Here is a 15,003-nt window from a genome sequence, read left to right on the forward strand (position 1 = left end):
AAGAGAAGATACTCTCGCTGAAAGGGCTCCTAACTTTCCTCGACGATCAAAGCGGGAGTAGGGTTTTTAAGATTTTCCCGAGAGGCGCGGAGCCTGTTGTGGGATTGATATTGTCGACGTTGTTTTGTTATTTCATACAAAACAATTCCTGAACTTGTTCCCAGATTGAGACTTTCGATCATTCCAAACATGGGAATGGATACACATTGCCTGCTTCGTTGGGCGGCAATGTCGCTGATTCCTTTAGTTTCACTTCCGAACCAGACTGCCAGTTTGGCATGTTCGGTAAAATCGCCTTCGTCCAACAAAACATTGGACATGCCCTTTCGATGGGGTGACGTGACGATCGAGACGAAGTGGTTTTTTTCCAAATGTGCGAGGCACTCTTCTGTGCTGTCAAAGCGCTTTACGAATGTCCATTTGACGGCGGAAACTGATAGCTTCGAGAGTTTTGGTTCGGTACGCAATTCATTCCAGTCGTCCGAAAGAACTCCACGAGGGTCAATGACGTATACTTTTTCTGCGCCGAAAGCGTTCACGTTCCGGATGACGGTTCCAATATTTCGTGGGTTTTCCGGGTCTTCGATAACAACGATGAGGTTTTTGCACCGGAAGTCTCGTATCGCGTCCGCCCGTTTCCGGGCGGTTGGTTTGTCTGTCTGTTTGCGTTCGATCGTCACACTCAAGCCCTCCACCGTCCGGGCACCATACCTAGCGACGATGTTGGTTGCTGTCCAAAGTCGGGATCAGATGCGTGGCCTCTTCAGTGAGGAAAGGCCATGCATCATGATCTGTTGTCTTTTCAGCGTATTCTGAAAGACGTAATCGGGTTCAGGCTTTGGTTTTGTTGCGGGACCCGGCGGGGCGGCCTCTGGGCTTCTTTTCGGGAGTCTTTTCCGCTGCTTTTTCCTTAGCGGCTTTTGCCTTTTTCGCGGCTGTGCGCTCGGCTTTTGGCGGTGGTAGGCTGGCGGCGAGCATGGCTTGTGTGATTTTGGTGGCTGTGACTTTGCGGGGCTGTCTTGCGCCCGGTGCGTCCAGAAGCGGGGCGAGGAAGCGGCCGGTATGGCTGGCTTTGCACGCGGCGATGTCTTCCGGTGTTCCGGCTGCGACGACCTGACCGCCGCCGTCACCGCCTTCGGGGCCGATATCGATCAGCCAGTCGGCCGTTTTGATGACTTCGAGATTGTGCTCGATCACCAACACCGTGTTGCCCTGATCGACGAGGGTGTGCAGCACTTCAAGCAGCTTGCGGACGTCTTCGGTATGCAGGCCGGTTGTGGGTTCGTCGAGGATATAGACCGTGCGGCCAGTGGCGCGTTTGGCCAGTTCCTTTGACAGTTTGACGCGCTGGGCCTCGCCGCCTGAAAGCGTGGTGGCCTGCTGGCCGAGGGCGACATAGCCCAGCCCGACCTGTTGCAGGATGGCGAGACGGTCGCGGATCTTGGGGGCGGCCTGAAAGAACGGCAGGGCCTCGTCCACGGTCATGGACAGGACGTCCGCTATGGATTTGCCGCGGAACTTCACTTCCAGAGTTTCGCGGTTATAGCGCGCGCCCTTACAGGTGTCGCAGGTCACGTACACGTCCGGCAGGAAGTGCATTTCAATCTTGAGAACACCGTCGCCCTGACAGGCTTCGCAGCGTCCGCCTTTCACGTTGAAGGAGAAGCGTCCCGGCTTGTAGCCGCGTGCCTTGGATTCGGGGAGTTCGGCGAACCAGTCGCGGATCGGGGCGAACAGGTCCGTATAGGTTGCGGGGTTGGAGCGTGGGGTCCGGCCGATCGGGGACTGGTCGATCTCGATGATCTTGTCGAGATTGTCCACGCCTTCCAGACGGTCATAGGGCAGCGGTGTCTGGCTCGATTTCATAAGCTGGCGGGACAGCGCCTTATACAGCGTGTCGATGACGAGTGTGGATTTGCCGCCACCCGAAACGCCCGTGACGGCGATGAAGGTGCCGAGGGGGAAATCGACCGTCAGGTCTTTGAGGTTGTTGCCGCGTGCGCCGTGCAGGGTGAGCATGCCGCTGGGCTTGCGGCGTTCGGTCGGGACGGGAATGACCTTGCGGCCTGACAGATAGGCGCCGGTGATGCTGTTGGGGTTCTGGGCGACCTCGGCCGGGGTGCCGACGGCGATGACCTGTCCGCCCAACTTGCCCGCGCCCGGTCCCATGTCGATCAGGTAATCGGCGGCGCGGATGGCGTCTTCGTCATGTTCGACGACGATGACGGTGTTGCCGAGGCGCTTGAGGCGTTCGAGCGTGCCGAGCAGACGTTCGTTGTCGCGCTGGTGCAGGCCGATGGAAGGCTCGTCCAGCACATACAGCACGCCCGTCAGGCCCGAACCGATCTGCGACGCCAGACGGATGCGCTGGCTCTCGCCGCCCGACAGGGTTGCGGAGCCGCGCGACAGGGTGAGGTAGTCCAGCCCGACATCGTCGAGGAAGTGCAGGCGATCCGTGATTTCACGCAGGATACGGCGGGCGATCTCGGCGCGCTGGGGCGTGAGGGTTGCTTCTACGCCGGAGAACCAGTCGAGCGCCTTGCGGATCGGCATGTCCGAGGCTTCGGCGATGTTGAGGTCCTTGACCTTCACGCACAGCGCCTCGGGTTTGAGGCGTGCGCCGTGGCAGGCATGGCAGGGTTTTTCGGACTGGTAGCGCGACAGTTCTTCGCGGACCCACATGCTGTCAGTCTGGGCCATGCGGCGGCGCAGGTTCTTCAGCACGCCTTCGAACGGCTTGGTGACGATATGGACCTTCCCGCCATCGGTATAGGGAATGTCGATCGGCTCTTTGGAACCGTTGATGATGAGGTCACGCGTAGCGGGCTGGAGGTCAGACCAGGGCGTGTGCATGTCATCGCCGCAATGGCGGGCGAGAGCGGCGAGCGTCTGGTCGTACCAGTCCGTGCTTGCCCCCTTCCATGGAGCAATCGCACCTTCGGCCAGCGTCAGGCTGTCATCCGGGACAATCAGGTTTTCGTCGAAATGGGTTTCGGTGCCGATACCGTCACAAACCGGGCAGGCGCCCATCGGGGCGTTGAAGGAGAACAGGCGCGGCTCGATCTCCTCGATCGTGAAGCCGGAGACCGGGCAGGCGAAGCGCGACGAGAACACGACATGCGCCGGGGCCTCTTTCTCGCCTGCACGTTTGACTTCCTCCGCGTAGGCCAGACCGTCCGAGAGTTCGAGGGCGGTCTCGAAACTGTCGGCGAGGCGGGATTCGAGCCCTTCCTTGACCACGATCCGGTCCACGACGACTTCGACGGTGTGGCGCGTCTTGCGGTTCAGTTCCGGGGCTTCGGCGATTTCGTAGAGTTCGCCGTCGATCTTCACGCGGGTGAAGCCCTTGCGGGTCAGCTCGGCCAGTTCACGCTTGCAGTCGCCTTTGCGGTCCCGCACGACGGGGGCGAGCAACATCAGGCGCATGCCATCGGGCATGGCCATGATGCGGTCCACCATCTGGCTGACGGTCTGCGCTTCGATCGGCAGGCCGGTCGCGGGGGAATAGGGGATTCCCACGCGCGCCCAGAGCAGCCGCATGTAGTCGTGGATTTCCGTGATCGTGCCGACGGTCGAGCGCGGGTTCTTGGACGTGGTTTTCTGCTCGATCGAGATGGCCGGAGAGAGGCCTTCAATGGAATCCACGTCTGGCTTGCCCATCAGTTCAAGGAACTGGCGGGCATAGGCGGAGAGGCTTTCCACATAGCGCCGCTGTCCCTCGGCATAGATCGTGTCGAAGGCCAGAGAGGATTTTCCGGAGCCGGAGAGGCCCGTGATGATCGTCAGGGAATCCCGTGGGATCGTGGCGTCGATATTCTTGAGATTATGGGCGCGGGCCCCACGGACACGGATCGAATGATTGTCTGGAAAGCTCACGGAGACCCCGGAATGTGGAGAAAAGGCAGTTGTGAGATCGAACGCGCTTGAATGGCGTTGGATTGTTCCCCATTAGATGGGAACTTACGCACGTATGAAAAGAACAATTCGAGAAAATTGGTTGGGACGGGAATGGCAGGCAGCGTCAACAAGGTGATTCTGGTCGGAAATCTGGGCAAGGATCCGGAAGTCCGCAACACGCAGTCGGGGTCTAAGATCGTCAACCTGACCGTTGCGACGTCGGACACCTGGAACGATCGTCAGTCCGGAGAGCGCAAGGAGCGCACCGAGTGGCATCGCGTGGTGATCTTCAACGAGCGGACGGCGGATGTGGCCGAGCGGTTCCTGCGCAAGGGGCGCAAGGTCTATATTGAAGGCGAGCTGCGTACACGGAAGTGGACCGATCAGTCCGGTCAGGAAAAATACACGACCGAAGTCGTGATTGACCGGTTCCGTGGCGATCTGGTGCTGATCGACAGCAATCGCAGCGGTGGCGGCGATGATGGCGGTTTTGACAATGGTGGCGGCTATGGCGGTGGCAATGGCGGCGGCTTCGGCGGTGGGAGCCGTGGCGGCTCCGCTGGTGGTTCGGGTGGTGGCTTTGGTGGCGGTTCGCGCGGGAATTCCGGCGGGGCTTCTGGCGGTCGTTCGGGTGGCGGCAATGGCGGCTGGGATGCTCCGCCGGACAATGATCTGGACGACGAAATCCCGTTCTGAGTTCAGAGCCGTCTAAGGTTTCTGAAGACTGAAAAACCCCGGAGCCTCAGGCCTCCGGGTTTTTTTTGACTGTGGTGCAGACAAAAAAAAGCCTCACCCCCGAAAGGGTGAGGCTTTTTCGTTTCAGACCGGCTGGTTTCAGGCGGTCAGGGCGACGTCTGCTTCCGACGTTGCCAGATAGGGGCCGGCGGCCAGGATCTGGATGGCGAGCATGCCGAGGCTGTTTGGCTGACGGGCCGTCAGCGGCAGCATGGCGTTACCGTTCGTCCAGCGGACTGGGGTGTTTTCCTGAACATCCCAGCCGTTCAGGTCTGCGTCCGTCAGGTGCTGATCGATGCGGATCGTGTTGCCCGAGTCGAACAGTGTGACTTCACCCACCAGAACACCGAGCTGACGACGGTCGTCCACGAACGGTCCGACCGTTTCGCTCGGGCTGGAGGTACGGGACACGATGCGAACGCCTGTCACGTCGGACGGGATCATGAACATCGCGCGGCCATTGGCGGTGCGGACCTGATGGATGGTCTGGCCCGTGCTGGCGACGAGGTACAGGTTGGCGTCTTCGGTCAGAGCCGGAGCGGCAACCGTGTTCTCAAGGCCAGCTGCAATGGCACGGGCTTCGATCTCACGGAAAATCGGCTCGACCACGTCCCGGCTGACGGACAGCGGGGCTGCTGCGTCGTCATTCCAGTTGCGCTCGCGGCCACCCAGAGCAACAACGCTGCCGTCCTGACGGAAGGACTGGCGGTTGCCGGTGTCGAGGTAGCTTTCCGTCATCATGCCGTCTGCCATGATGACCGAGTGTTCGGCCGTTTCCACATGGAAGTAGTCATAGACGGCGATCGTGCGGTCATAGACCACAGAGCGGCCGTTCACGAGCATACGGGCCGGGATGAAACCGCCATTGATGAACAGGCAGTGTTCCGGCGTGACCAGCATGTCCTTGTAAGGCACGCCCTCGGCGAGTGCGCCCTGCATGATGCGGACCGGATAACCGGCTTCCGCGTCGGCCAGACCGGCCTTGGCGATCATGTGGGAGCGGCCGGCCCAGGTGACTTTGCGCTCGACGGTTTCGCCGTTCACGAAGGCCAGAACCGTGCTGCCGAGGCGCAGGGTCTCGACGGCCACATCGCCTTCCGGCGTGCGGATCATGCTGCCTGCGAGGAAGCAGGGGCCTTCAGCTATGGCTTCGATAATAAAAAAGCCTGCCTCTGAATCTTCCGCAAGAAAGCCAGTGCTGCCGTCTTGGACGATGGTGGCGTTGGTTCTTGGAACAAAGCCGTTTGCCATATGCAGGTCGCCGAATGTCAGCAGGCGACCGTCAGCCAGCGTGATCTGAAGCGTGTAGGAGCCATCAGCGTTCGGCGTGTAGGTGGCAGCCGTCGGAGCGGAAGACACACCGGAGATGCCGAAATGCGTGTTGGCGGAGACGCCGTTGATCACGACGCTTTGGGTGTTCGATGAGTCTGTGTGCAGCAGGCCGTTAGCCTGAACGTACACCGTGTTGATCGTGTTCGGATCAACATTGATGGTATTGATGTTTTCGCCCGGAGACAGGAACAGGCTGCTGTCTTGCGAGAGGTTGAGTGTACCGCCGGAAACGGAGATTGGGTTGGTGGCAGCGCCCAGCGTTGCGTTGATCAGGTTGATCGTGCCGGCGTTGTTGACGTTGTTTGTATCGAACACGACGTTGTTGTCGTTGTTCATGATCGTGATCGTGCCGTCTTCACGGTTGACCCCGATGCCGCCGAGTTCAACCTTGGACGGGGTGTTGATCAGGATCGTGCCGCTGTTTTCAAAACCGGCCGTTGTGAAGACATAGCCGTTATAAGTGCTGCTGCCCTGCGCGGTGATTTCAAGTGTGCTGTTCTGCCAGACGCTGAGGCTACGGAGCTGGTTGTAGGACGGCGCATCGGCGACGACGACGTTGGGCGTGGTGTTGCCGACATAGCCGACGTTAACGTCAGCGTTCTGATCACTCTGTGGTACAGCGTTACCGCTGAAGGAATCGCCTGATGTGTCCACGACATTGCCGTGGCCGTCATAGAGCGTCCAGTTTTTGGGGTCGTACCAGTCACCGCCGGTTGCGGAGCCGCTCCAGCGCCATGTGTTGCCATGGTTATGGTAGCTGACGGCGTTGCTGCTGTACTGCGACGTGTCGCCACCGGCGGCTGCTGCTGCGCTGGCTGTGGCGGCAAGCTGCTGGTGCAGGTCGCTGTTGACGTAGGAGGCCGGAGCCGTCGAGGTGCCTGCGTCTTCAATGAGCCAGCCGTTCGAGCCGTCCTGCACGATCGTGGCCTGGGCAGCAGGCGTGTAGCCGTCTGCGACATTGACCGTCGGGTAGGTGATGGCATGGCCGTTATCGAGCGTGATCGTCAGCTTGTAGGAGCCGTCGGCATTGGCTTCATACGTTGCGGAGACCGGCTTGGAGGAGCCGCTCAGGATGCCGAAATGGGTGTTCTCGGAAACGCCGTTGATGACGGTGTTCTGGACGGAGCCGCTATTGTTGGAGAAGCGATCGTTGACATACAGCGTGTTGGTGGATGCCGGGTCAACGTTGATCGTGGAGCCTTCGCCGTACAGGTTCGCAATGAGCGTGCTGTTCTGCTGAAGGTTGATCGTGCCGCCGGAAACGCTGATGGGCGTTGCAAGGGTGCCGAGGGTCGAGTTGACGAGGTTGAGCGTGCCGTTGTTCAGCTGCCCATCGTCTAATATCACATTGCCGTCGTTGTTCAGGATCGTCAGGGTGCCGTTACCTGTTGTCACGCCGCCAAGTTCGACTTTGGAGGGGGTGTCGATAATGAGGGTGCCGTAGTTCTCAAAACCGGCTGTTGCGAAAACGTTTCCGTTTCCACCCTGTGCGGTGATTTTCAGGGTGCTGTTTTGCCAGATGCTGAGGCTGCGGATCTGGTTGTAGAGAACGGCATTGGAGACGACGACGTTCGGGGTTTCGTTTCCGGAATAGCCGACATTGACGTCAGCATTCTGCTCGCTCTGGGGAATGGGATAGCCGCTGAAGGCGTCGGAGGACGTATCAACCGGATTGCCAGCATCGGTCAGAACCCAGTTGCTGGGATCGGTCCAGTCTCCGCCCGTTGCAGAGCCAACCCAGCGCCAGACATAGTCGTGCTGATGGTAGCTTGTTTCAGTGGCGTTGTAGCTGGCGTTATCACTGCCGGCGGGCGTGATGTCGTCGGTGGTCGTATCGGCCATGATCAGATCTTTCCGAAAAATTTCCGGCACGGACTCGCCGGAGTGTGTTTGAGAATTGCTAACGGATTTGATTGCTGCTCGCAAGTTAATAAGGTGTAAATTAAATTCGTCGATTAGATAATTTTGTCATTTTTTTGTGTTGGCGATTTTTTTGTCGAATTCGCTAAATAATGTCTTCTGAACCACGAGGGTGTGTTGTGCTGGACTAGGTTGGCATGATGGCGACGCATGCGGTATGCTGGAAGAACTGAATTCTAGCGTGGTGACCTGTCTTGACCGAGCTGACCGAGCCGACTGATCTGACCCCTTCCGGTCGTCTTCCTGTGACGATTGAGGAGGAAATGCGCTCCTCCTATCTGGCCTACGCGATGTCCGTGATCGTATCGCGCGCGCTGCCGGATGTGCGGGACGGTCTGAAGCCGGTTCATCGCCGTATTCTCTACGCTATGCGCGAAAGCGGCTTTACCGCTGACAAGCCGTATCGCAAGTCGGCGCGTGCGGTTGGTGATGTGATGGGTAAATACCATCCGCATGGCGACAGCTCGATTTATGACGCCATGGTCCGGATGGCGCAGCACTGGTCGATGCGCGTCAAGCTGATCGACGGTCAGGGCAATTTCGGGTCGGTCGATGGCGATAGCCCGGCGGCCATGCGTTATACTGAAGCGCGTCTGGCCAAGGCGTCGTCCTTCCTGCTGGACGATATCGACCGTGATACTGTTGATTTCCAGCCGAACTATGACGAGAGCGAGAACGAGCCGAAGGTTCTGCCAGCGGTTTTCCCGAACCTGCTCGTCAATGGTGCGGCCGGTATTGCCGTTGGTATGGCGACCAATATTCCGCCCCATAATCCGGGTGAAGTCATTGATGCCACACTGGCGATGATTGCCAATCCAGACATCGAACTCGACGAGCTGATGCAGATCATCCCGGGGCCGGATTTCCCGACGGGCAGCATCATCATGGGGCGCAGCGGCATCCGCCGTGCCTATGAGACGGGTCGCGGGTCCATTCCGGTGCGGGCGCGGGCCGAGATTGAGGAGATCCGCAAGGACCGTCAGGCCATCATCATCACCGAGATCCCGTATCAGGTGAACAAGGCCACGTTGCAGGAAAAGATCGCCGATCTGGTCCGGGCCAAGGAAATTGAAGGCATTTCCGACATCCGCGACGAGTCCGACCGATCGGGGATGCGTGTTGTCATCGAGCTCAAGCGCGATGCGACGCCGGACGTGGTTCTGAACCAGCTCTATCGTTTCACGCAGCTTCAGACGTCCTTTAGCGCCAACATGCTGGCGCTCGATGACGGCAAGCCGCGGACGATGGGGCTGAAGGACATTCTGGAAGCCTTTCTGCGTTTCCGCGAAGAAGTCATTCTCCGTCGCGCCCGGTTCGATCTGAACAAGGCGCGTGACCGCGGGCATCTGCTGGTCGGTCTCGTTCTGGCTGTTGCGAATATCGACGAGGTCATCGCGCTGATCCGTGCGGCCCCGGATGCTGCAACGGCGCGTGAGTCGCTGATGGCGCGGGAATGGGATGCCTCGGAAGTTATTCCGCTTCTGGAACTGATCCACGACGAAGGCAATGTCATCATCGATGGCAAGGTTCGTCTGACGGAAGCGCAGGCGCGCGGTATTCTTGAGCTGCGTCTGCAACGCCTGACGGGTCTGGAGCGCGAGAAGATCCAGGGTGAGTTGGGAGACGTTGCCGTCAAGATCGGTGAGCTGCTTCAGATCATCGAGAGCCGTCCGCGCCGGATGGAAGTCATGCGCGAGGAGCTTCTGGCGGCCCGTGCGGAAGTCGCGACCCCGCGTGCGACGGAAATTTCCGATTCACTCGGCGACCAGACGGATGAAAGCCTGATCGAGCCGGGGCAGATGGTCGTGACCATCACGCGTGACGGCTTCATCAAGCGTACGCCCTTGGAGGTTTTCCGGTCCCAGAACCGGGGTGGTCGTGGTCGTACGGCCTCGGGGCGTCGCGGCGATGACGTGATTATCCGCAGCTTCAACGCGCATACGCATCAATGGGTGATGTTCTTCTCCTCGGGCGGCAAGGCCTACCGGATGAAGGTCTGGCATCTGCCGGAAGCCGCGCCGACCGCCAAGGGCCGTGCGCTGGTCAACCTGCTGCCGGAACTGGGAACGGATTCCATCACGGCTGTCCTGCCGCTGCCGCAGGACGAGGAACTGTGGGACGACCTGCACCTTGCCTTCGCGACGGCCAGCGGCAATGTGCGCCGGAACCGTCTGAGCGATTTCCGCAATATCCGTGCGTCTGGCCTGATCGCCATGAAGCTCGACGAGGGGGATTCCCTCATCGGTGTGGCGACCTGCCGTGAAGGTCAGGATGTGTTCCTCGCAACGAAGAACGCGCGTTGCATCCGCTTCCAGATCACGGATGAGACGCTGCGCGTGTTTGCCGGTCGTGGCAGCACGGGCGTGCGGGGCATCCGTCTGGGGGATGGCGATGCGGTGATTTCGCTGTGCATCCTCAATCATGTGGATGCCAGCGTCGAGGAACGGTCTGCCTATCTGCGGATGGCCAATGCCAAGCGGCGTGCTGAAAATGCCGCTCTGGAGGACGGTGCCGAAGACGAAACCGTGTCTGGTGACGAGGAAACCGTCGAAATCACCGGCGATCTGACGCAGGAGCGCTTCGAGGAACTGGAACAGCAGGAAGAAATCCTCCTGACCGTGACGGATGGTGGCTTTGGCCGTCGTTCCTCGGCCTATGATTACCGTGTGTCGGGTCGTGGCGGTCAGGGCATCACCAACATGACCTTCTCGGCGAACCGTCGGGGCAAGGAAGTGGTGGGCACTCTGCCGACGCTTGATGGTACGGACGTCATGCTGGTCACGGATACGGGGCGTCTGATCCGTCTGCCGGTCTCGCAGGTTCGTGTCATGGCGCGTCAGGCCAGCGGTGTGACGCTGTTCCGCCTGAATGATAGCGAAACCGTCATCTGTGTCTTCCCGGTTCTGGAAGATGACACGGAAGAGGGCGATGCCGACGAGACTGTGGTTTCCGAGGTCCCTGCCGCTGGTGACGATGCTGCACCTGACGCCTGAGGCGCGGATGGATCCGCGTGTCGGGTTTTATCCCGGCACGTTTGATCCGGTCACGTTCGGGCATCTGGACATCATCCATCGGGCGTCCGCGCTGTTCGACCGACTGCTGGTCGGGGTGGCAGTCAATGAAGGCAAACAGCCTCTGTTGGATCTGGAGGCCCGGCTCTCGGCTCTGCGGCATGAGGTGGACAAGCTGCCGCATGGGGAGCGGATCGAGGTTGTTGGCTTCGATACGCTTCTGGTGGATGCCGTGCGTCAGGCGGGGGCGGGCACGGTTGTGCGCGGCCTTCGGTCCGGTGGAGATTTCGATTACGAAAGCCAGCTTTCTGGCGCTCTACGTCGTCTGGCCCCGGAAATCGAGACGGTTTTCTTGCTCTCTTCCGAAGAACATCGCAGCACGGCCAGTCGTATCGTGAAGGAAATCGCGCGGCTGGGAGGCGATATTTCACCCTTCGTCAGCGAAGATGTTGCACATATCGTCTTGTCGAAACTGGGCCGAGGGCCGACATAGGAACCTTCAACGATTTCTGGAAGGTTCCAAGATGTCCGATACTGCAGTGCCCGACGGCAACAAGCTGGTTTTCGAGCTCAAGACTGGCAAGGTGGTCATCGAGCTGCGCCCCGATCTGGCGCCTCTGGCTGCCGAGCGCCTTAAGCTGCTGGCCAGCGAAGGCTTCTATGATGGCGTGAAGTTCCATCGCGTGATCGAGGGCTTCATGGCACAGGGCGGCGATCCGACGGGAACCGGCACGAGCGGCAGCTCCTATCCGGACCTCAAGGCCGAGTTCACGAATGCCGCCAAGTTCGAGCGTGGCACGGTCGGCATGGCCCGCACGATGGCCCCGAACTCCGCCAACAGCCAGTTCTTTATCATGTTCGCCGCCAGCCCGCATCTGAACGGTCAGTACACGATCGTCGGTCAGGTTACGGAAGGCATGGAATATGTGGACCAGCTCAAGCGCGGTTCCGGCGCAGGTGGCGTGGTCAAGGACCCCGACATCATCGTCAAGGCCTATGTCGAAGCCTGAATCCTGCCTGAAAGCGGATTTTACGAAAGCCGGTGCAGTGATGCGCCGGCTTTTTTTGTTGCGATCTTCGGTGTGCAGGGGGTGTTTTCTAAAGAAAAAGGCGCCCTGTAACGGGGCGCCTTTTTTGTAGGAGGGTTTCAGAAGCTGGCGTTGATACGGCCGTAATAGTAGCCGCCGGTGATGGGAACCTGCAGCGAGAACTGGTCGTAGATCTGGGCGCCGCGGGAGTTGTTGATCTGCGGAACACGACGGGGGCGGACGTTGAAGACGTTGTTCGCACCGATCGCCAGATGCCAGTGGCTGTTGAAGCGGTAGCCGACTTCGATATCCGTCAGCCAGCGCGGCGTATTCTTGAACTGCGCAAAGCAGCTGTTGGAATAGGCCAGCTTGCCGCCGCTCGGGCAGGTGAGCGTCTTGTCCGTCCAGTCAGAGTAGGTCAGCATGTCCGTGGTCTCACCGTAACGGGTCTGGCGCACGTTGAGGTCCCATTTTCCGATCGTATAAAACGCGTTCAGGATGATCTTGCTGCGCGGATAGGCGGTCGTGATGTAGCCGATGTTCTGCGCGTTCAGCAACGGATTGCCGTTGGTATCTGTTCCGTTGTGGTGCAGACGCGTCCGGTTCAGGTCCAGCGCCATGCTGAGGTTCAGGTTGCCGGCATTGTGGAAGCGGAACATGTAGTCCGCCTTGATGTCGAGGCCTTGCGTGCGGGTGCTGGCGCCGTTGGTCATGTAGTAGGCGGAGACGTTGTCGAGCGTGATGCTGTTCAGAGGCAGGGAATATCCCATGGCTTCGATGGCATCGACGGCGGGCTGACCGTTGACGGTACCACCGCCCACGATGCGGTCACGCAGATTGATCTGATAGACGTCTGTTTCGACATGGAAGTTCTTTACGGGCTCCAGGACGATGCCACCGCTGGCACTGACGGAGCGTTCCGGCTTCAGGGCGCTGGCACCCAGAATGCGGGCGGCTGTTGAGTTGACGGGTAGCAGGCCGGAGGCGCCGGTCGGGTCCACGTTCATGGCGCTATAGTGCTGTTCGGCCAGCGTCGGCGCGCGGAAGCCGGTGCTGATCGTGCCACGGATCGCGATGCGTTTGCTCACGTCGTAGCGGGTCGAGACCTTGCCGTTTTCCGTGTTGCCGACATCCGTGTAGTGCTCGAAGCGACCTGCGAAATCGAGATCCCAGTGTGGGAGCGGGTGAAAGTCACCATCGACATAGGCAGCCCAGATGTCACGGCTCCAGTTGCCAGCGCTGTTGGGGCCGAGACCGGCATAGCCCTGTGTGCCGCCCAGTTCATAGGAGGGCGGTGTACCAGCCTTGATCTCATAGGTTTCGAGGCGGTGTTCGCCACCGAAGGCCAGCGTCATAGGCACGACGTTGGCGATATTGAAGTGGCGGCGGAAGTCCAGATTGTTGGTCCACTGCGCCATACGATAGGTTTCAGCACGCGTCGTGTTGGGGGACCAGCCGCAACCATCGGTGGAATAATAGGCCGAGCCCGGAACTGTGGAGCATGTGCTGGCCAGCATACCGGTATTGACGGTGTTTTTGTTGCCGATTTTGTTGCCATCGGCGCCGTATGTGGTGCTCAGATCCCAATCGAAGCCCAGAAAGTTGTCGCCCTTGAGGCCCAGCGTGGCGGCGTAGTCGTTCTCTTCCGATGTTTCGAGCGGAGAGAAACCGGCCGGATACATGGTGGGCGCGATGACGGGCGTGCGGTAGTTTTCATACGCTTCGCCGTGGCGGTGCATATAGGTGATGAGGCCGTAGAAATTCACGCCTTCGGTAATGGTTTTGCCGAAGTCGATGGCGAGGCTTTCGCGGGTTTCTTCGGGCGTGCTCATGATCTTGTTGGAATTGGTTGGTACGTTCATCGCATTCGGAACGATACCGTTATAGTAGCCCGTGGTTGTGGCGTTTGTGGGCCAGCTTCCGATCAGGCGGTGGTCCCGCGCGCCGACGACCATGTGATCCGTGTGATAGACTTCGCCGCTGAGATGCAGGTAGCCGTCGCTGCCCCATTTCACGCCGCCATCGGCACCGACCTTGTATTGCCAGCCGTCGCCGTTATAGGCATTTGCGCCGGTTTGCACGGAGGTCTGCATGCCGTGGGCCTGCTTTTTGGTGATGATGTTCACCACACCGGCAATGGCGTCCGAGCCGTACATCGCAGCCGCGCCGTCTTCGAGCACTTCGATATGGTCGATGGCGTTTGCGGGGATTGTGTTCAGATCGGCGCCTGTGGAGCCGAACTGCGGGCCTGCATCGGCGGTGATGTTCGCCGTGTTGTGGCGGCGCTTGCCGTCCACCAGAACCAGCACTTCGTTCGGGCCGAGGCCGCGCATCTGGATGGAAGACGTCAGGGCTGCGGAATCCGCGCCCATCGCCACCACGTTGATTGAGGCATAGGTCCGGGTCAGGGCGTCCGAGAGGTTCAGCATGCCAGAGCGGCGGAGCGTCGCGGCAGAGACCACCGTGACGGGGGACGTGCTTTCACGGGCCTTGCGGTTCGTCGCGTGGGTGCCGGTGGTGACGTTGATCGTCTCAGCTTCACCCGCGAAGTTGACGTCGGTCTTTTTCTTGCGTGGTGCGGCAGTTGCAGTCTTCGCGACTGGAGTATTGGCGGGATGTGCAGTTGCGTGCGTGCTGCTGCCGGTCTTGGTGCTGTGGTGACGGACAGGATGAGGGGTTGTCGTCGCGGCGAAAGCGGACAGACACGGCATGACAGAAAAGGCTGTTGTCACGAGCAGGGAGATGCGGTGCCGGGATTTCATTATTACTCTTTGTACCTCCATAAGACACCGCCCTTGGGTTCAGCGGGGGGTTAGAAAGAGTAATGACAAAAACTTGTTACGGGAAAGTAGCAAAAATGATTTTTGAAACTGTTTTTCTCCCTGTTGCAGGTTGGCAACAAAAAGATTTTACGGTTCGGGTTGGGGAAATTAAATTCCAGATTGGTGTTTTCTGGAGAAATATAGAATTGTTCGTTTCGGTGATGTTTGTAGGGACCGGTTCTGGGTCCGGATTTATGTTATTTGACCGTATCGGATGAGACCATGGGGGAAGAAAAAAGCTGTGGCCGGTCCTGTTCG

Annotated in this window: 9 protein-coding genes; 5 read left to right on the forward strand and 4 right to left on the reverse strand. The window is 59.5% G+C overall.

From position 1 onward, the window contains the following. Positions 1-29: 29 nt before the first annotated feature. Positions 30-680 carry an RNA methyltransferase gene (locus JK208_RS06550; RefSeq protein ID WP_211586757.1) on the reverse strand — a complete coding sequence of 217 codons (651 nt, stop codon included), beginning with the start codon at positions 678-680 and terminating at the stop codon, positions 30-32. A gap of 151 nt (positions 681-831) precedes the next feature. Next, positions 832-3,876, reverse strand: coding sequence for an excinuclease ABC subunit UvrA (gene uvrA / locus JK208_RS06555; RefSeq protein ID WP_211575083.1), 3,045 nt, complete (start codon positions 3,874-3,876; stop codon positions 832-834). 132 nt (positions 3,877-4,008) lie between these two features. Between uvrA and ssb the strand changes: the two genes are divergently transcribed. Further along, a complete protein-coding gene (ssb, locus tag JK208_RS06560; protein WP_194261122.1) occupies positions 4,009-4,593 on the forward strand; it encodes a single-stranded DNA-binding protein in 585 nt (194 codons plus the stop codon). 138 nt (positions 4,594-4,731) lie between these two features. Here ssb and JK208_RS06565 read toward each other — a convergent pair whose 3' ends face one another. Then, positions 4,732-7,806 (reverse strand): Hint domain-containing protein, encoded by a 3,075-nt coding sequence (locus tag JK208_RS06565; protein WP_249201982.1) that lies wholly within the window; start codon positions 7,804-7,806, stop codon positions 4,732-4,734. Positions 7,807-8,078: 272 nt separating this feature from the next. Between JK208_RS06565 and gyrA the strand changes: the two genes are divergently transcribed. The 3 genes from gyrA to JK208_RS06580 are packed head-to-tail and all read left to right on the forward strand — an operon-like array spanning position 8,079 to position 11,905. Then, entirely contained in the window at positions 8,079-10,877 is a 2,799-nt protein-coding gene (gene gyrA / locus JK208_RS06570) for a DNA gyrase subunit A (protein WP_211575089.1), read from the forward strand. Continuing rightward, the gene (gene coaD / locus JK208_RS06575) at positions 10,858-11,388 is read left to right on the forward strand and encodes a pantetheine-phosphate adenylyltransferase (RefSeq protein ID WP_211575258.1); all 531 of its coding nucleotides are present in this window, start codon (positions 10,858-10,860) and stop codon (positions 11,386-11,388) included. Before gyrA ends, coaD begins: the two co-directional genes overlap by 20 nt. A 31-nt stretch (positions 11,389-11,419) precedes the next feature. Further along, positions 11,420-11,905, forward strand: a complete 486-nt coding sequence (locus JK208_RS06580; protein WP_086649281.1) for a peptidylprolyl isomerase — start codon at positions 11,420-11,422, stop codon at positions 11,903-11,905. 137 nt (positions 11,906-12,042) lie between these two features. Here the strand turns inward: JK208_RS06580 and JK208_RS06585 are convergent, their stop codons facing one another. Further along, positions 12,043-14,685: a TonB-dependent siderophore receptor gene (locus tag JK208_RS06585; RefSeq protein WP_211575090.1), complete on the reverse strand. Its 2,643-nt coding sequence runs from the start codon at positions 14,683-14,685 to the stop codon at positions 12,043-12,045. Positions 14,686-14,780: 95 nt separating this feature from the next. On the opposite strand from JK208_RS06585, the gene JK208_RS06590 reads away from it, so the two are divergent. After that, complete coding sequence (locus JK208_RS06590; RefSeq protein WP_211575091.1) at positions 14,781-14,963, forward strand: hypothetical protein; 183 nt, start codon at positions 14,781-14,783, stop codon at positions 14,961-14,963. The last annotated feature ends 40 nt before the right edge of the window (positions 14,964-15,003 follow it).

Source organism: Gluconobacter sp. Dm-74 (assembly GCF_018256135.1).
GTDB lineage: Bacteria > Pseudomonadota > Alphaproteobacteria > Acetobacterales > Acetobacteraceae > Gluconobacter > Gluconobacter cadivus.

Coding starts and splice junctions, on each gene's coding strand:
- JK208_RS06580 (WP_086649281.1), top strand. CDS start 11,420: ATGTCCGATACTGCAGTGCCCGACGGCAACAAGCTGGTTTTCGAGCTC.
- JK208_RS06590 (WP_211575091.1), top strand. CDS start 14,781: ATGATTTTTGAAACTGTTTTTCTCCCTGTTGCAGGTTGGCAACAAAAA.
- JK208_RS06565 (WP_249201982.1), bottom strand. CDS start 7,806: ATGGCCGATACGACCACCGACGACATCACGCCCGCCGGCAGTGATAAC.
- JK208_RS06585 (WP_211575090.1), bottom strand. CDS start 14,685: ATGAAATCCCGGCACCGCATCTCCCTGCTCGTGACAACAGCCTTTTCT.
- coaD (WP_211575258.1), top strand. CDS start 10,858: ATGCTGCACCTGACGCCTGAGGCGCGGATGGATCCGCGTGTCGGGTTT.
- ssb (WP_194261122.1), top strand. CDS start 4,009: ATGGCAGGCAGCGTCAACAAGGTGATTCTGGTCGGAAATCTGGGCAAG.